At 33.0% G+C, this 18,039-nt stretch carries 15 protein-coding genes; all 15 read right to left on the bottom strand.

Translation table 11 applies throughout. From position 1 onward, the window contains the following. Positions 1–2 precede the first annotated feature (2 nt). Positions 3–1,838: a beta-glucoside-specific PTS transporter subunit IIABC gene (locus tag IGK01_RS10815; RefSeq protein WP_409173573.1), complete on the bottom strand. Its 1,836-nt coding sequence runs from the start codon at positions 1,836–1,838 to the stop codon at positions 3–5. Then, the gene (locus IGK01_RS10820) at positions 1,828–2,679 is read right to left on the bottom strand and encodes a PRD domain-containing protein (protein ID WP_438840750.1); all 852 of its coding nucleotides are present in this window, start codon (positions 2,677–2,679) and stop codon (positions 1,828–1,830) included. The genes IGK01_RS10815 and IGK01_RS10820 overlap by 11 nt, the downstream gene beginning before the upstream one ends. A 266-nt stretch (positions 2,680–2,945) precedes the next feature. Then, positions 2,946–3,968 carry a hypothetical protein gene (locus IGK01_RS10825; protein WP_409173575.1) on the bottom strand — a complete coding sequence of 341 codons (1,023 nt, stop codon included), beginning with the start codon at positions 3,966–3,968 and terminating at the stop codon, positions 2,946–2,948. Positions 3,969–5,000: 1,032 nt separating this feature from the next. Then, the gene (locus IGK01_RS10830) at positions 5,001–5,486 is read right to left on the bottom strand and encodes a DUF2247 family protein (protein ID WP_438748537.1); all 486 of its coding nucleotides are present in this window, start codon (positions 5,484–5,486) and stop codon (positions 5,001–5,003) included. 12 nt (positions 5,487–5,498) lie between these two features. Continuing rightward, positions 5,499–6,005, bottom strand: coding sequence for a hypothetical protein (locus IGK01_RS10835; RefSeq protein WP_409173577.1), 507 nt, complete (start codon positions 6,003–6,005; stop codon positions 5,499–5,501). A gap of 26 nt (positions 6,006–6,031) precedes the next feature. Beyond that, positions 6,032–6,199, bottom strand: a complete 168-nt coding sequence (locus tag IGK01_RS10840; protein ID WP_226075739.1) for a hypothetical protein — start codon at positions 6,197–6,199, stop codon at positions 6,032–6,034. Between the two features lie 240 nt (positions 6,200–6,439). Beyond that, positions 6,440–6,751, bottom strand: a complete 312-nt coding sequence (locus tag IGK01_RS10845) for a hypothetical protein (protein ID WP_019723443.1) — start codon at positions 6,749–6,751, stop codon at positions 6,440–6,442. Between the two features lie 25 nt (positions 6,752–6,776). Next, positions 6,777–8,186, bottom strand: a complete 1,410-nt coding sequence (locus IGK01_RS10850) for an EndoU domain-containing protein (RefSeq protein WP_438840751.1) — start codon at positions 8,184–8,186, stop codon at positions 6,777–6,779. Then, a complete protein-coding gene (locus IGK01_RS10855) occupies positions 8,177–8,524 on the bottom strand; it encodes a hypothetical protein (RefSeq protein WP_438840752.1) in 348 nt (115 codons plus the stop codon). Before IGK01_RS10855 ends, IGK01_RS10850 begins: the two co-directional genes overlap by 10 nt. Positions 8,525–9,776: 1,252 nt before the next feature. Further along, on the bottom strand, positions 9,777–11,003 hold the full coding sequence (locus IGK01_RS10860; protein WP_207462965.1) for a Wadjet anti-phage system protein JetD domain-containing protein: 1,227 nt from the start codon (positions 11,001–11,003) through the stop codon (positions 9,777–9,779). Continuing rightward, positions 10,993–14,061 (bottom strand): SbcC/MukB-like Walker B domain-containing protein, encoded by a 3,069-nt coding sequence (locus IGK01_RS10865; protein ID WP_438840753.1) that lies wholly within the window; start codon positions 14,059–14,061, stop codon positions 10,993–10,995. The genes IGK01_RS10860 and IGK01_RS10865 overlap by 11 nt, the downstream gene beginning before the upstream one ends. Then, positions 14,028–14,366, bottom strand: coding sequence for an ATP-binding protein (locus IGK01_RS10870; protein WP_438840754.1), 339 nt, complete (start codon positions 14,364–14,366; stop codon positions 14,028–14,030). Before IGK01_RS10870 ends, IGK01_RS10865 begins: the two co-directional genes overlap by 34 nt. A gap of 3 nt (positions 14,367–14,369) precedes the next feature. Next, complete coding sequence (locus tag IGK01_RS10875) at positions 14,370–14,966, bottom strand: DUF4194 domain-containing protein (RefSeq protein ID WP_194179492.1); 597 nt, start codon at positions 14,964–14,966, stop codon at positions 14,370–14,372. Beyond that, complete coding sequence (locus IGK01_RS10880) at positions 14,959–16,365, bottom strand: Wadjet anti-phage system protein JetA family protein (protein ID WP_226075756.1); 1,407 nt, start codon at positions 16,363–16,365, stop codon at positions 14,959–14,961. Before IGK01_RS10880 ends, IGK01_RS10875 begins: the two co-directional genes overlap by 8 nt. Positions 16,366–16,993: 628 nt before the next feature. After that, positions 16,994–17,752 carry a hypothetical protein gene (locus IGK01_RS10885; protein WP_226075760.1) on the bottom strand — a complete coding sequence of 253 codons (759 nt, stop codon included), beginning with the start codon at positions 17,750–17,752 and terminating at the stop codon, positions 16,994–16,996. Between the last annotated feature and the right edge of the window lie 287 nt (positions 17,753–18,039).

An 18,039-nucleotide genomic window follows, 5' to 3' on the forward strand; every position in this document is an offset into this window, starting at 1 on the left:
TCCTAAATAATCACTGCTAAAATTTGATTCGTACTGTCATCAGCCAACGGTACAACATCCAAAAAGTCTGCACTATTTGTGACAACGACCATCACTGTTGGATCAAAACCAGCTGCTTTGATGGCAGAAAAATCAACTGTTGCCAAGACATCACCAGTCTTTACCTGATCGCCGACTTTTACATAACTAGTAAATCCTTTTCCTTCAAGGTTGACTGTATCAACCCCAACATGGATCAATACTTCTACTCCATCTTCTGTCTTGATCCCATACGCATGTTTTGTGGGGAAAACTACGGTAACTTCTCCTGCGATCGGTGCAAAAATTTCACCATTTTCTTCATGAGGAATCACTGCAAAACCCTTACCTAAAGCGCCTGAAGCAAACGCACTATCTGAAACTTGACTCAACTGGATGACCTCACCTGAGCTGACATTTTCCAGTGCGATTTGACCAGCTTTAGTCAGTGTTTTTTCCTTTTTAACATCTTTTCCTTCTTGTGGCATCCCAAGCCCATAGGCAACAGCTCCCGCTAGGAGAAATGCGGTAACGCATGAAATGATCATCCAAATAAAATTCGCCGTGCCACCAATCAAAAAAGCAGGTAAGCCTGCTAACCCCCAAGCCATTGTCCATGCTTTGACCCCAGCTAATCCTGCAATCAAACCGCCAATCCCACCACCAACGATTACCGCAATAAATGGTCGGCGATATTTTAAGAAGACCCCAAAAATAGCTGGTTCTGTGATTCCCATGACCGCTGAAAAACCAATCGTTCCAAATGTCGCTTTTTCTTTCTCTTTTTTCGTCTTCAAGAAATAACCAATCATCGCTCCAGCAACGGCAATATCTGAAATCGTGGCAGCTCCAGTAATCACTGGATCGTAGCCTAATTCAGCAAAGAAAGTCAATCCGATCGGGAATAGGAAATTCGCAGCCCCCAAGACGATCAAGAACGGTTGGAAAGCTGCATAAAGCATCACTACGATCCAATAACCAATGTTTTCAGACAACATCGTAAATACCCAAGAAATGCACGAACCAATCCACATACCAACCGGACCAAAAACGGTTAAGAGAACGGGCAATACGATCATCAAGGAAACTGCTGGAACAAAAAACAGCTGAATCGCTTTCGGCACTACTTTTTCTAACTGAGTAGTCACAAATTTCAACAAGGCGATCGCTAATAAAATCGGAATGAATGTATGGGAATAATCAATCACAGGTAATTGATAACCAAACAAACTTAACCCTTCCGCACCAGTAATATTTGAAGACATCACAGTTGTTGCTAAAACAGTCGCGACATAAGGATTGACATTCAACCTTCTAGCCGATGAAAAAGCGAAAAAGATTGGTAAGAACGTAAAAATCGACGTCTGTAATGTTTGAAAAATTTGATACGTTGGACTTTCCGCCGAAACGATTCCCGTCAAAGAAAGCAAACTCAAAATCCCAGCAATCATTCCTGCCGCAATCAACACTTCGATAATTGAAGTCATTGATTCAGAAACGACCGATAATACGGCTGTCGGGATTTTCTTCCATGATAATTTTTCTTTCTCAGAAGTAGCCTCACTCCCACCCCCTAAGCCTGTCAATGACATGAAATCATTGTAGACTTCAGTGACATGTGTACCAATAATGACCTGATACGCCACGTCATTAGAGACGACGTCAATCACTCCGTCTACTTCTTTGATTTCTTCTGTTTTCGCTAAGTTGCGATTATTTAACGTCAAACGTAAACGTGTGACACAATGGGCCGCAGCCACAATATTTTCTTTTCCGCCAACCAATTCAATAATTGCTTTATTTAACTTTTCATATTTCATCTGTTTTTTCAATCCTTTCTGTTAATCGATTGATGTGCATCATCAAATACGTTTCTTCATTCATGGAAAGATCTGCTTTAAATTGATGCTTGATATAAATTTTGATTTTTTGGACCGCTTTGAAAGCCTCTGGATATAACTGACTGATTTGTTGATACAATAAAGAGATACTTCCTTCTGGCTGTGTCAACTCACTTTTGATGATCCGCTGGATAAAGTATTGCAAATGAGTTGAGAACCGCATAAAGTTCGTCGAAGATTCATCGATTTTAAATGTATAGTGTTTTTCAATAATAGAGACAATATCACTCAATGTCTGCATTTCCAATAACTGATCAGATTTCTTATTGTCCCAAAAGTTGATGAAATGTAAAGCGATAGAAGCCGCTTCATCATTAGGAATACTTAGATTTTTTTCTTTCTCGATCATCTCAAGACTCTCCAGTGCGAGATCAAAATGACGATGATAAAACCGGCGAATATCCCAAATCAACGGACTTGCAATAAACTGGCTCTTTTCAGCCCGTTCTAAAAGAAACTCTAAATGATCCAGTAATGTTAGTGTTAAATAATCACTCACTTTGATGCCAAGTTTCCCCTCTGCATTTTCAATGATCCGACTAATCAAAAGAATGTCATTGGAATCCGACTTTGACAGTAAGTAGCTAAAATGCTCCAACATTTCATAAGAATCCAAAATATACATTTTCTCGATCTCGTCTTCTGAAACCTGTTGACCTTTTTTCTTTCGAAAGCCGATTCCCTTGGAAACAATAAAGACCTCATGTCCGCCCTTCTTGATCAATGCCACATTGTTGTTGATTATCTGTATTATTTTCACTTGCCCTATTCTCCTTTCCTAAAAAAAAGAACTCAAAAAAGATTTAAGGGCTTGTGCCTTAAAATCTTTTTTGAGTTCTGCCTGCGTTGCAGTAACATACTCGCATTTAATACTGCCGCGTATTAAATGGGTTCTTCTTTTTATTGATAATATAATTATATGATAAATGGGTTTTGCGGAAATGTCAACGTTTTCTTAATTGGTGCATATGGATATTTACTTAATTCAGTAAAAGTATGTTCTGATTACTTTATTATATCGAAAAATCAATCATCTTCATACCCTATCTCTGTAATGATAAAATCTTTTTTTAAATCATTAAAGTTTGCACAGATTTGCTTATCAATATGAAACAACTCACCTTTTTGATATCTTTTTATATTGTCTTTGACTAATACATCAAATAAAAATCCATGAAACTGTACAGATGAAGCTGGATTTAGTTTGAACTGAGGAACCTTTACAATTGTCGATTCTACACATTTATCACTATATTTTATTTTTTTATTGTGATAATAATATTCAATTGAATAATCTATTTGGCAAGATTCATTTGGTAATACATGTATATCAATTTCTTTCATCTGGTTTATAGATATTTCTAAATTCAAATTATTGAAAACATACAATTCTCTATAATCGCTAACATCCAGCTCAATCAAATTTATCCTTGGTAAAGAACTTCCTCCTCCCATTCCACCATAACAAAAAAGTCCTGTTTCTCTAATAAAATAGCAAACCATACATTCCGTTGAAACGTTATTTACAATAATTTTGTGAAACAATCCGATATAGTTATTGTTTCTCATGAAAATTTTCTTCATTTCAGATTCTAGGTTTTCTTCTAACACACATTTGATTTCTCCGTCCAACAATTGGAATTCAGTATTAAAAGATTGTATAAATTTTTTATTTCCACCTTCCAAGTAAGCATAAGTTTCTATTGTTACATATTTTTTTGTACTTGCCAAATTCCCATTGTTTACGGCATAAATTATGGACGATTGCTCATTTAAACCGTAATTAAATATAATTTCTTCATACTCATATTTCTTTAAACAATTAATATAAAATCTAGCTGTATTAATTAGAATATTTTTGTTACTTTTATTACTGATTATTGTTCTATTATGTATAAAGTTATACAAATTATCATATTTTCTAGGTTTATTAAACAATTTTTCTTTATAGTAGTCATTATCTAGTACAATATTTTGTTCTACTTCAGGTATTCGATTATTAATACTAGTGAAAACTTCAAATATTTCTCGTAGGTCAGTTAGTTTCATATTATTTACCTTTCAATTGCATATTCATTTTGATTATACACGATATATACAGACAATTATAGACTTGAGATAGCATACACTAAACCTATCTAAAAACAGTTACATTGTTTAGTAACCATAATTCCTTCGCACATGTATATATCTTTTTTTAGTAAACAACTATTCCAATGTGCTAATTGATTATATAAAAAAGAACCCTCACTTCTTCCTATTGACCAAATGAACGTCCTCTTTGCTCATTCCTTCTTTGGAAAGAAATAGAAATATTTTGACCTCAAAAAATCAGGTAACCTTCACGAAATTTTTCTTTATGCTTTCGTAGAGGTTACCTGATTTTCCAAAGAGGTTATTTCTATTCCCACCATTTACTCGATTTTATTTTTGTCTTAAACTCACTATTCTGCCGACATCACTGCCATTGTGATGTAGTTATAGGGTTGATTGAAGTGTTGCAAGAAGAAGAAGATATCAATAGTTTCAACTCGTCGATCGTTATACTTTTGCTCTATTAACTATATATAAATAAAAATATTTACATATACAAGTTTTTTCAATCCATAAAAAACTATTACTTACCTCAACAATTGATCCAGTAATTCTAAAATATCTTGTCGACCAAAGGCAATGACATCATTTTGAGGAATCACTTCACTATTTAACTGCAACAAACTAAGAAATTCTTTCATATTATCATGAACGGATTCTGCATCTCCAGTTCGTTAGCATTCTCTAGTGAACCTAATAGACGAGCAATATCATTTAAATGTTTTTTTATTTCTACTGTCAACTCTAGTTCAAAATATTTGGTACCAAATATTAAACCAACTATTTAAACTATCAATATATACTGACATTACCAAAAGTTATGATAATTCACATTATTTTTGACAAACCCCTTCAACTTTTGTATCTTGATTCAAAATAAAGATTAGGTGGAAATACAAATTAATAAGAAAAAGAAGCAAATACTTACTTTGTACAATCAATTAACTATCAAAAAAAGAACAACAGTTTTAAAGAGAAAAATTCATTTTACCTATCATTAATTTTTTCATTTTCTGATTCTAAGAATTGATGGAATCTTTCTATCAATTCTTTTTTTGTAGTAGGAACTTCTTGAGGCATATAATTTATGAAGCTAACCATATCTTCTGGATACCCATTGCTACTATAGAATTCTGCAATTCCATTTAACAAATCATCTTCATCATTCATGGTATCATTTAGTTTAGATAAATAAATAAATCTAAGTTTTTGTTCTTCAAATTTATAATCATTACCGCCTTCATCCACATTAGGAAAGTACTTTCTTTTCAATTCAAATAACACTGATTGTAATTCGTCAGGTTTTATTCCCCATGCAAGTTCATTAATAAAATCATCATCATTTCCCTGATCCATTAGCTCTATCGCATAGTCAGAAATTACTTTTAGATCGAAAAATTTTTGAATTACTCCAATATAGATAGTTTTCCAACTATAGTTCACATCTTTTTCTTTAAAACATGCTAAATTCATTATTTTCTCCTTTTATTTTTTAGGAACTTGATTTGGTTTTCCAGTCAACGCACCACCATTTATAAATCTTCTATGGCTTATATTACCATTAGGTTCGACAATCCATTCAAAAACACCTATTTTTCCATTGTTACTTCCTTCAATTTGAAAAAATCTTCTACTAATTCCATCTCCACCAACTAAAGAATACTCATTTGCAACAGTTGGATAATTGTCAACAATGTTGCTAAATCCATGTTCTTTTAGAACATGTGGAAATTCCTTATCTATAATTGGTTTGCCTAAAGGATCTTTTCCACAAATTGGTTTTATATCATCAACTGTTGTTCCACCCCCGACTCGCTTGCCATCTAACACAGAACTCTTAAATTCAGAAATAACTTTCTGAGTAGCCCCACCAGTACTCTCACTATTAGACTTTTTCTTGACACTCCCAACATCATCGATGCCATCTAAAGCATATTCAGCAACCTCAGCATTATCGTTTACTAGCTCTAACAACAAGTTGAAGCCATTCATACCAGTATCCTCTTCAATAGAATAAGCTAATCTAATTTTATATCTATCATTCTTTTTTTTACAGATTGCATTAACGCTCTCCAATCGCTCTCAGTAAAATTTCCTAGTAATTCTTCAGTATAGATACATCCATCATCATACCAAGAATCCTCTGAACTATCTTCAGATAATATTTTATCTAACTCATCATACATATTTTAACACTCCTTATTTACTAAATCCTATAGGAGGAGGTCCATTAACTGTTCCAGTAGGATAAGCACTAATTATTTTAGCTCCTTGTTTTATTACATCAATTTTGACGCCACAAATAATACTTCCATGCCATGTAGCACCATCACTAGTTAACTAGATTGCTATTACCAATAGTCTTTGAACTTTCAATGATTTTCGTATCAATGCAGCTCTCTGGAAATGCTGTACTGGTTTTTATTTTAATTTTTTATGTAACTTTCAGCATCAGAAATAAAAAAGGTTAGCTTCAAATCAGGATATTTTTTATCAAGTTCCCTTAAACAAGAGATGAATCTTTTACTTTGTAATTTTTCAGAAACATCAGCAAAAACTGAGCTAATCAATAATAAGTCTTCCTTAGAACAATTTTTCAAATAATTAATTGTTTTATCTTCACTCATAGATAGTATAGTGGTTAATTCTGTCCAACTTTTTTCAAGTCCAAAGTCGTCTTCTTCATGTAAACTTCTTCGTTCTTCTAAGTTTTTATTTATTTGATTAAATATATCCATAATTTTTTCTCCTTTAAATAGTTATTTATGGTTGTTTCGTGCCATCTGAAAAAATGGTTCCAATATTCCCATCAGTTTTTATTACACCCACTCGTACACCATTATAATCCCCAAAAATAACATCCCCATTTTGAGCACCTACAAAATTTGATTGGTTAGCAATATGCTGTGCTGCACGTTTTATCTCTTTATTTGTCCAATTTTCAGGAAACCAAGATTGACCTGTGCCTATACGTTTCGACGGTGTCTTGTGGTGTGGTACATTTCCAGCTCTGACACCATTAGAGTAAGTTTTTTCAATGTTTACTTCAAACCCATTTTCCTTTAGAAAGTCAATGTTAGCTTGGCCATGTCCCCCACCCTTCATTTTGGAAACTTTTCCTGTGGAAGGATTAACAGTAAAATCTCCGACATCAGCATGTTTCAAACTTTGTTCCGGAATTTCAAGTTTAAAGACTGTAGCTCCTCCCTCTTTCTCACTAAACGACTTTTTATTGACACTCCCAACATCATCGATGCCATCTAATCTCGAAGCACCTTTATTTCCATAATACGCCCCCATCACTGTGTCGCCAATATTCGTAAATGTTCCTGACCATGCAGCGTACTTGAATTTATTCGCTTCTTCTTGGCTGATTTTCTTTCCTGTGTAGGGATTGATTCTTATATTCGCACAAGCAAGTGTTTTGCGATTGATTTCTTCTAGACTATCTGTTTCTTTGATTAACTCAATCTCTTGATCGCCTGATTCAATAACCAAAGATACGTCTTTTTTTATTTTCTCAAAATAACTTTTATTTGTACCTTTTGGTAATGAGTATGAGCCCTCACTTTTGATTGTCGTATTATTTAATATCAATACACCTTGCATCGCTATCTTCAACTCATTTAGACTATTAGCAAATAAACCACTTGTTTGTGTATTGAAATCCTGTAGTTTTCTTAGTTGATTTTGTAAATGATCGATATCTTGTTGAAAGCTATCAGTCATTCGCTGCAAATCTCTTTCAACATTCAACAAGGTATCTAGTACACTTGCGATTGGGTTCAGTGTCGTTTGTAATCGGACGAAAAATAAGGTCTTGTCTACTGAGTTTTTCATTGTACGTGTGACTTGTATCTGTTGATTTAACTTATCTTCATTCAATTCGCCTTCACTTGCCACTATTTTATCGGCATTTTGGTATTTTTTCAATTCTTGTTCAATCTGTTCAATGGCATTTGTTGTGCGGGTGATCGTTGGAATGATCAAATCCGCAAACAAGCCTTTGCCTGCTGTATACGCCGCACCAGATAATTGCTTGCCATCTACTGCTGAGACAACTTTTTGACTACCCGATTTCAATTGACTTACAGTTTCTTTACCACTTTCTAAATTACTTTTAAGCGCAGACATAAAGTCTGAAGATTCACTACTGACATAAATCAATCCCATGAGAGCTTTCTCCTTTGCGCCTGTAATTCTTCTCGTTCCGTTTCTAATTTCTGAATGGCTTTATTATATGTATGATTTAATTCCTCATTGGCTTGTCTTAACTGACGTTGAAAAATATGTTGTTTTGTTTCATTATTTTTATGTAACCACTGTGTTGAGGTATAACCTCGTTGCAATGCCTCATGGTTTGATTCAGCTAATTGTTGAAAACCTCTTTGAAGTACATCTTGCAACTGAAGCAGTTTTTCTTCTAATACACGTTTTTCATTCGATAATTTTTCTTGATGTTTTTCTACTTTGACAATTTCTTGTTGATTTTTTAGCATTTCATCATTCATTTACTTACCTCCATTCAATCTCATACATTTGATTTGAACCTTCCTAGAAGTAATGATTTTTACCGCTTTAGAGAACATTTCGTTACTTCCAAGATATAAATCGTATCACTATCGACCTTTGCAAAGAAAGCGCATTCTACGTAAAGCTTACCAAATATACAAATCGAAAAACGAAAAATCTCATAAAATATAGTTTTGATATCATAATCGTTCAATTCGTTGTAATTGTTCTTTAAAGTAGAAAAAAATGCAAAAGAAAAACGCTTACGCCCTTTACCAAAAAACTATGCGGAGTGTCTCTCTCTACGCCATGCGATTGCAATGTTATTCAGTCACACATTCTACAATACCGTACCAGTCGGAGCGACCGCTGGCATATTGCAGCTTTACGAGATGTGGTCAGGCATGACAGCCTACAAATTCCACAGGGGCATTCGGTATATTTTGATTATGAATAGTATCAACATATACCGCCTTCTGCTACTCTCACGCGTTTCTTGTCTTATAGATTATTTCTAATCACTTCACGGCGAAGGACTTCTTTGGATGTTTCCGCCAGTGTGAAATGCCGATCCCTTAGCAAATCTCTTCACGGAGAGGCTAAGTCTTATCAACTTAGCTTTCTATTGTTGTCCCGACAAGTTCGCTACCTTACATTTGGTCACACTTTGCACACGATCTTTGCGTTCCAATGCTTTTACACTGGCTTTCCTCTTGTTACCAAGAATACTCACTTGATACGCAACAGTATCCCATTACGACATCAACAACGACTGATTCCCAAACGCTCCTTGACGAGTTGCTTAAACTCTCATACACAAGGTACTGCATTAGTTTTTTGATAAAAAGAATAAACCTTTTAATATTTCTAGGATAACTATTATCCCATATATTTAACTGACACCAACGATATCATTCTTTCTCGACTTTATCATGAGTTAAAAAATTTTTCGTTCCTTAAATTTAAAAAAACGAAAAAAAGTGGGACAGTCATCAGATATTTTCTGATGATCGTTCCACCCTCTTTTACTTGATTGAACGCATCAGCAGTTCTTATTGACAAAGAGACCGCATGATTCATTTACTTAACCCACAGACCCTTCCAGTAAAGGGATAATGTTTTCTATAAGTTTCAACAGCTTCAAAATACTGATATATCCACCTCTGTTATTTTAGATGGTTTCCTGAAGTTCTGATGATTTTTCGGGATCGGAGCTAGTTTGGATGTTAGTTTTAATAGACCTACGCAACTTCAAAAGTATAGCTCCGCTTCTTGCTCAAGAATCTGCTTCGTTTCCACAATTTTTATCAAAGACTCTCTAAAAAGAGCAAACTCTTTCTTTTCAAGTGCAGCTTTAACTTTTTGAATATATTCATTACTAACCTTTTTACGAACATTTGAATATTTTTCAAAAGTCGCTACATTCATTTTTAATGGTTGAATTTCAGGCCAAATCTTTTGAATCTGAAGTAATATTCGAAACCCACCTAAATCAATGTCACCCCAATGATACAGTTCAGAAAGATCTTCTATTTTAAGCATTTTAAAAAACAAAGTTTGATGTCTAGTTAAAAAGCCCCCAGTATAAATAATAAAAGTTTCGTGTTCTCTTTCATTTTGTATATACCAATAGTAATTAGCTAAATTTTCAATGGTAACAATCTTATTATAAAAACAATTGATTGTTTCTATCTCTGCCAACATATCAGCCCCTAAATAGCTACCTTTTGACAGGAATTCACAATTGACCTTCTCACCATTTTTCAAAACTAATTCAACGGGGCCTGTAAAATATAGGAGTTCTGGAGCGAAACCAATCCCTATTTGTTGAAGCTTTTCTCGATCGGTCAAAGTACTACTACAATCAAATAAGTAACGCGTTATTAGCTGTAACAGTTTTGTTTGGACATTTTGCTCAAAATATTTACTATCCGAAAATAAATTCACACTCAAAATACGCTTATCTATATTGGTTCCTTGATAATCATCCAGCAATTCTAGTACATTACAAACTTCACTTGTCTGTTTGGGTGATAAAATAAACTTCCAACTTTTCCCAATGCTGTCAGCTTCTCCCAAAATAATTGAAAAAAGCTCAAGCATCCATGGTGTCTTAATAGTTAGCTGTTTCTCTCGAAGTATTTTAATGCTTTGAGTAGCTATTTTATCTTTTGAGACACGTTGACAAAGTGCATAAGCATTTACCAAAGAAGCTTCTTCTGTAATTAGCCATATTTCACTAATCAAATTATTTTCTTCAAATTTCTCCCATTTAAAATCGATTACCTTTTCTTCTTTTAGTTTATTTATCACTTTAAAAAACACTCTTTTTTCAATAGGATCTTCTAATTTTCTACTTAATTTGAGATCTTTTTCCGGTTTATAAAGCACACGTCTTAGACTAACTCCATTTACAAACCCTACAGAAGCTTCATATTTATTCAATAATTGACTAAGAAGATACACATCATACTTCATAAGGTTCACCAATCATTTCATACAATGATGAAAACTCTCGTAATGTTGCCTGATTTTGATTTCTGAATACAACAAGTGCTTTATCTGCTTCTTCCATAATTTCAGAAATTTTTTCTGGCGGTGTTGAAAAAATCGCTTGAAGACCGAAGCCTTTAATCATTTGAATACATTGCTTGATTTTTTCTCCGTCAATTTTATTAAAAGCCTCATCCATTATAATCAGCCTAAGTGTATTATTCCTACGCGTGTTATTCACTCGATAAACTTGTGAGAATGCTGCTAACAATGATATATATAATGGAATTTGCGTTTCTCCACCAGATTTTTGCTCATAAGTTTTAGATAATCGTTGTGTACTATCTCCTTTTGTAACTATCATATCGAAGGTCAAATAAGTTTTGTAATCAGAAAAAGCTTGAATTCTACTCTCTTTACTTTGCCCATTATCCAAGTCGTTTCCAGATAAAATAGAAAATAACACTTCTATCTGTTGAGCATATTTACTTTCAAAAGCAGCACTCAATAAATTCCACTCTCCATTGTCCATTAACATTTCATCCATAATCATTTCATAATATTCTTTATTATTACTAGCCGCTGTAATTTTAAATCTATAGGTGTCCTCTCCAAATTTTCGATTCTTTAAAGCGTCATTAATTTCATTTACTTGCCGCTGTATATTCTCAATATTACTTTTTAACTTACCTAAAAATTCATACCTGAATTCATAGACAGCTTTTTCTTTGGCATCTTTAATATCCAATTCAAACTTTGGCAATTCACTATTCGTAAATTTTTCGTATTCTTCCAAATACAGATTAGACTGTTTAAGATTAATTGACAAATTTTCAGTAAACATTTGATTATAATCATTCATTTTTTCTCTTATTTTTTCTTCTAATTCATTAATACTCACTTGTGTTTGTTTCTGATTATTTTCGTAATTTGTAATAAATTTTTGATAGACAAGAATATCTAATTTATTAACTGCCACTCTATACGCTTCTTCAAAACTTGGTAGTTGTTGGCATGATTCAAATTTGGTTTGAAAAATTTTTTCTTGTGCCATGATTTTTTCTAAACATTGAGGAAGGAGGGTCTGATTTATTTGATTCATTGTTTCTTGGCTAGTATTTGAATTTGTTGTTATTTTAGTAATCTGAACAGTTAAGTCGCTTACTTCTTTATCCAAACGCTTGATTTTTTCATCTAACTCTACAAGCTCAGAGTCATCTAAATTATTCAACTTATTTTCTAACGTCTTTAAATCTGCTAATTTTTGATTCAGTTTCTCACTATCAGCATATTCAGTAACTATTTCACATGAATAGGAATCTTTTTTTTGATAATTTTCTACTTCTTTCAGAATAGTGAGTTTCTTTTCTAGCGTTCGTAATTCTTCTTGACATCCATTGAGTTTTTCTTGAACATCAAGTAGTTGCTTTTTAACAGCAGTACTTCCAATTGACATCGTCAAATTTTTAAATTGCAGCTTACGAGTAACAAAACCTTTATATAAAAAACCATCTATAGTAATTGAAGTAGAGAATTTTGCTAAACTAAAAATATCTTCACAAGCAATAACATGTCCCAAAAGAAAATTAATGTATGCTTGAACTAACTGATCACCTGTTTTTAATTTCCGCGCTAGTGAATTTTTTTTTGCATTAAAATGCTTTTTCTGTAATTTCTCTAAGTTAATTATTCCGATACCATAAATCTCTTTTTGCTTTTGAACGGACTGATAGTATTGTAATGCTTTATTATAAAATTTAGGATCAATCACGAGATAATATCTTTGCCCCCCAAGATAAGCTTCAACTGCTTTTTGCCAACTCTCTTCACCTTGTTTAAAGTCAATCACATCAGATAAATACTCAACCTGAGCGTTTTTATCATAGTTACTCAAATATTTTTGTAGTGCTTCCTTAAACACGCGTATTTGCTCTGGAACCATTTTAATCCCTTTTTTTAATCTTTCCTCCTCATTTAAAAGAACAGAAACTTTAGATTTAAGCCTTTTCTCTTGCTCATTAACGAAATGCTTGTAACTAACAAGCTCTTTTACTATCTGATCCAGTAAATCATTCATTTCAACAAATTTACTAATTAATTTCTGTTCTTGATTATATTTTTCAAATACTTTAACTAGATTTGTGATAGACGGAAGCTCAATTGGTAAAGCTTTGACTACTCTAATAAAGTATTTCATTAAAGCAATTGCTTCTTGCCCTTGCTCTGTTTGATTTTGAATCGTCTGAACCTGTTCATTCACGCTCTTTATCTGATTGTTTAAAAAAACTTTATCTTTTAAAACAACTAGAGAATCCCGCTTATCTCGCATCTCCTCTTTTTTTGCACCCAGCACATCTATTCTTTTTGAAGAATCAGCTATATCCCGAGTATTTTTTTCAATCTGTCGTTGATAGTTTTCAACATCGATATGATAATTTTCTTTTTGCTCTTGGAGTGCATCTAGCTTAGCCTTTTCAATGAAATATTCTTGGCGTAACTCAAGTAACTTGCGTTTTTCCAGCCCTTGTAATTCGCTCTTAATATCTTCCAGTTTAGCAACCTTACTTTTGATCTTATCACTTTCCTGTTCAAGATCATTATAACGACGAATACTTTTTTGCATCTCTTCTACATTAATAGGGCTTTCCGTTTCACTTACAAAATCGGTCAAAAACATTTCTATGTCTTTCACAGGGGTAAAACTAACAGATTGCTTCAATAATCTTCGATAGTCATCACGAATTTGCCCAAACAACCCAGCAATTTTTTTCCTATAATCTTTATCAGTTACAATTAGTGTGACCTTTTCATTTTCAGTTTTAAAATTATTCTCATAAATTAATTCATTTATTGAATAAGGTATTCTCTCTTCTTCATTAATAAAATAATCAGCTGGTAATTTAGATTTAGTTGTCAACCATTGTACATTAGGAGAACTGTGATCTGAACTACAATCTGCCACAAAACCACAGCAAAAATACTCGCAAGTCTCTTCATTTTCAAATTCTGCTACCAAATAACTAGTAAAGTTTTCCTCACGCAAATAGAAAAATCCATCCCCACCATCATCTCCGAGTTTTCCTCACGCAAATAGAAAAATCCATCCCCACCATCATCTCCGAGTTTTCCATACAAGTAACTTTCCAATGTCCGTCTAGAATTTTCATTGGCTGCCTTATTGAAAATATGCTTCTGCTTTTCTCCCAACAGAATAACATTCAACGCATCAATAATAGTCGATTTTCCTACTCCAGTTTGTCCAGTAATTAGAGTAATATCTTCAAATTCGACAAGCTGAAAATCATATGCTTGCCAATGAATTAAGAGTAATCTTTTTAATTTGATCATGAACTATTGCCCTCCCACAATCAGTTTAAGTTTTTCATCTAATCTTTCATTCGGCAACAACAGTTTAATTGACGGATAAATGATGAACATGGTATCAGCATCTTCCCATTTCCCTGACTTTTTCCCTAAAATTCCAACTGTTGATAAATAACGCAAACATCTACTCAGCGCTTGTAAATTAGGTTTCTTATCCTTAATACCATATTCCAATAACTTATCAATGAATTCGGCTACTCGAACAACAATTGTTGAAGAACCATTAAACTCTTTTATTTTTTCATCAAAAAATAACCTCAAGGCTAAAATATAAAGAGTTGTTTCCTTATCTAATTTTTTTCTAGCAGATGAAAATTGACCCTGAATGGAAATAACACTAATATCGCGGTTAATACGCACTTCGTACCCTCCAAACTTAAAATACTCCTCAAAAAGCTCAAATTTTTCTTCTATGAATAAATAATCTTCATCCCAGTTTTGTCCATCATTTTTGATACGATTAATATACGTACAGTTCAACAATCTAGTAACAGCCTTTTGAAATTTTAACACAGCCTCCGACGTCAAATTGTCGTACGCTTCAACAAAGTTTAACTCATACATTTCGATTCTCCTTTTTAAAAATCAGCTTTGGTAATTTATAGTAGCCATTACGAACATACTCCTTTTTGATAGCAACTATATAACCGCTTCCATTTTCTTCGTATCCACGAATCGCTCCCATAATAGTCAAGATAAACACCTCATAAGAACTAATTTTATAGTCTAAAGTTGAAATGGTTTCTTTCTCCTTTAGCAATTCTAAAATAAACTGATCGACCTTTTTCGAAGAGTACCTAGGATTAGCTAGCTTTTTGAATAATTGGTACTGCTCTTGCTCAAAACCATCTTCTTTTTTCTTAAACACTTCGATCTTCTTTCGAGTTTTATTACTAATATCTTCCTTCTTCTTTCTAGGTTCAAACAAGTACTCTTGATCAATGAGTTGAAATTCCACAATATTTGCTAAATCATAGGTTTGAGTATCTTTATCTGCTTTAATTTGATGAATCAACCGATCAATTTTATCTTTTAACTGAAAATCAGAACGCAAACGATATTGAATTTTTCCAATTGATTTTTCAGTATATTCATTTTTCTTATTGTCAATCTTATCAATCAAAAAACTGACATCCCGATAAAAATCAGCAATTCCATTTAAATACGTGAGAACCTGTTTCTCAGCTTCCAATTCAAATCCGGAAATCGATTGAATTTGATTTTTTAAATTCTGTGTAATTAATAGTTCGATTACCTCGTCACTATTATATTTAGTGATTAAAGTCAGGATTGTATTTTTAAAACGAGGCAGGGAATCTCTTGTTTTTAGAGGAAATAAGACTTGATCAATAATTTCTTGTTTGTAAATATCAAAATGTTGAGATAGCATTTCACTTGTAGATAAATCATCAACAATTTGGGTATACATTTCTGATAAATCGAAATAAGCATTTTGAATAGCCCGTTGTAATCCTTTTGTAGAAGTCCAAGCTGATTCGAGAGCTTCAAGTAGATTACTAGGATCCTCTAAACCAGTTTTTAAAGCAGAATAAGTAGAAAACACGTAGCTTGAATAAGAGGCCGATTGATTTGAATTAATTTCTCTCAATATTTGAATGAAACTATTTACATAACTTGGGAAAGAAACTTGCTGAGTAAAACCTTCCTCTAAATTAACTCTCAACCAACCTTTTTTTTCCAGTTGTCTTAAAATGCTTTGGACCAGCATTCTTAATGTCTTTATTTCTTCTTCATACTCATCTGCATACTCTAACCCATTCAACGTAACCCCCAACGAAGATAGATGGTTCTGAAGACTATCAACAACCTTATCTCGAGAAAAATAGATATTTCCTTGTAGTAAAGCATCAATATGGAAGAGAGACTCCAAAAATATTTCCTTGTGTTTAGAAGTTAAAATTTTAAAAAAATCATTTGGAATTTTGTTAAATACATTTGTCATCTGCTCACACATCATTTCATTTTATTGATTTTTTTGAGTAAATTATTCTTGGTACCTTTGGTAAGCTTTTAGATTATATGCTCTTATTCCTGTTATTAGTTCCTCTACACGTTGCGATTTCCCATGTCGTCAAAAAGATGGTACGCATAATCTTTCGCATTTTGAAGACAGGCGAACCATACGAAAAAACAAGAGGGTCGTCAACTGAACTTTTAAAATTTTTTAGACAGGCTAGGCTTATTTGTTATGCGCGAAAAACGTCTAAAAAAACCAGAAAAACTGTTAGTTTTTAGTTGACTTAATATAGTTTGTCTCCTTGTTTAACAATTTAAGTTTTTAAGTGAGTTTGAGTCGAAATTTTGGACAGATTCTAGTAGAGACAGCTTCGCCTTTTTTTGCTAACTATTCAAATTCCTACGTTGTTAGGATGGAACAGGTAAATAAAGCATAATACACCCCCCTTAGTGAGCGTTTTCACTTATGATACCATACTTTTTTAGTCACATTGTCCATTTTCTAACGTTTCGAATAAAAATCGCGGAATAGTTTCAATAATTTAAAAAAATACGTTTTCTTGTAGTAAAAATAAACAAAAAATCCTCATTCATAAAAAATGTGGAGCACAAGACTATTCATCAATGGTAATATTCTCAATATCCGTATCTGGTTGATCAAATTTAAGTGAGACTAAATCTTTTGTTCTGAAGGCTATAGACCATCCCAGATTCTCAATAGGAAAATAATTATACGTACTTTCATAAACTTGGGGCGCTCGTACTACAGTCGGAGCCGTAATTTCATAAGTTACCTCGTTTTGAACTGTACGCATTTGATATTCTTTGTTGGAGATTGCCTCATTGATTGTCTCATCATTTACATAATTGTCCCCAATCGCATACAAATCTCCTTCCACATTATATAATCCTGTATAACTAGAATCAGGGTAACTCACTTCATGAATAATAAATGAAAACTCTTCCTTCTCCGTCTGATTTCCTGATGAATCAGTGATAATATTGAAATAAAAATCTGATGGTTCGATATCAATTGGGTTCAAATTATTATCTGATTTCATCTTGGATAGGAATTCTTTTCCTGATTTTACTATGGAACTGTCGCTTTTCTCTAACAGCTCCTCCGCTATTGCAATATCTTCTCGTACACCTTGAACTCTAGCTGATTGATAATCAAATTCATCTTGCTTATCTTTTTCTAATATCTCTACATCTGTCATATTAGAGACTTCGCCGATAGTTAACTTAGTATTCTTATATCTGCTAATTTTATTATCCTTATCAAATACTAAAACAGACTCAATTGCTGTATCTTTTCCAAAATTATTTTTTGTAACATACCATAGTTTTGTCTCTTTACCTTTATCATTCATATATTCAGCAAACGTATACTTTCAAAATTGGGCGCTATTAATTATTTTATTTAGGCTTAACAATGCAAAAATAACTGCATAGTAGTTAAATCTCTCTAAAAATTTATATCCAAATGGTGTTACTTTATACACACCCAAAATAAAAAAAGCCAGAAACACCTTCAAATAGGCATTTCTAGCTTAATCAATACAATTACCCCACAGCCCCTTCCAATGACTCTTTTGGGAAGCAATGGAACGGAACAGGCTTTAAATAAAGATTTCATTTAACAAATTTCCATAGACTG

Source organism: Enterococcus sp. AZ080, from assembly GCF_051714945.1.
GTDB classification, from domain to species: Bacteria; Bacillota; Bacilli; order Lactobacillales; family Enterococcaceae; genus Enterococcus_B; species Enterococcus_B pernyi.

Excerpts from the sequence above, each read along its gene's own strand:
- IGK01_RS10815 (WP_409173573.1), bottom strand. The coding sequence starts at position 1,838 with ATGAAATATGAAAAGTTAAATAAAGCAATTATTGAATTGGTTGGCGGA.
- IGK01_RS10825 (WP_409173575.1), bottom strand. The coding sequence starts at position 3,968 with ATGAAACTAACTGACCTACGAGAAATATTTGAAGTTTTCACTAGTATT.
- IGK01_RS10830 (WP_438748537.1), bottom strand. The coding sequence starts at position 5,486 with ATGAATTTAGCATGTTTTAAAGAAAAAGATGTGAACTATAGTTGGAAA.
- IGK01_RS10835 (WP_409173577.1), bottom strand. The coding sequence starts at position 6,005 with ATGAATGGCTTCAACTTGTTGTTAGAGCTAGTAAACGATAATGCTGAG.
- IGK01_RS10840 (WP_226075739.1), bottom strand. The coding sequence starts at position 6,199 with ATGTATGATGAGTTAGATAAAATATTATCTGAAGATAGTTCAGAGGAT.
- IGK01_RS10845 (WP_019723443.1), bottom strand. The coding sequence starts at position 6,751 with ATGGATATATTTAATCAAATAAATAAAAACTTAGAAGAACGAAGAAGT.
- IGK01_RS10850 (WP_438840751.1), bottom strand. The coding sequence starts at position 8,186 with ATGGGATTGATTTATGTCAGTAGTGAATCTTCAGACTTTATGTCTGCG.
- IGK01_RS10855 (WP_438840752.1), bottom strand. The coding sequence starts at position 8,524 with ATGAATGATGAAATGCTAAAAAATCAACAAGAAATTGTCAAAGTAGAA.
- IGK01_RS10860 (WP_207462965.1), bottom strand. The coding sequence starts at position 11,003 with ATGAAGTATGATGTGTATCTTCTTAGTCAATTATTGAATAAATATGAA.
- IGK01_RS10870 (WP_438840754.1), bottom strand. The coding sequence starts at position 14,366 with ATGATCAAATTAAAAAGATTACTCTTAATTCATTGGCAAGCATATGAT.
- IGK01_RS10875 (WP_194179492.1), bottom strand. The coding sequence starts at position 14,966 with ATGTATGAGTTAAACTTTGTTGAAGCGTACGACAATTTGACGTCGGAG.
- IGK01_RS10880 (WP_226075756.1), bottom strand. The coding sequence starts at position 16,365 with ATGACAAATGTATTTAACAAAATTCCAAATGATTTTTTTAAAATTTTA.
- IGK01_RS10885 (WP_226075760.1), bottom strand. The coding sequence starts at position 17,752 with ATGAATGATAAAGGTAAAGAGACAAAACTATGGTATGTTACAAAAAAT.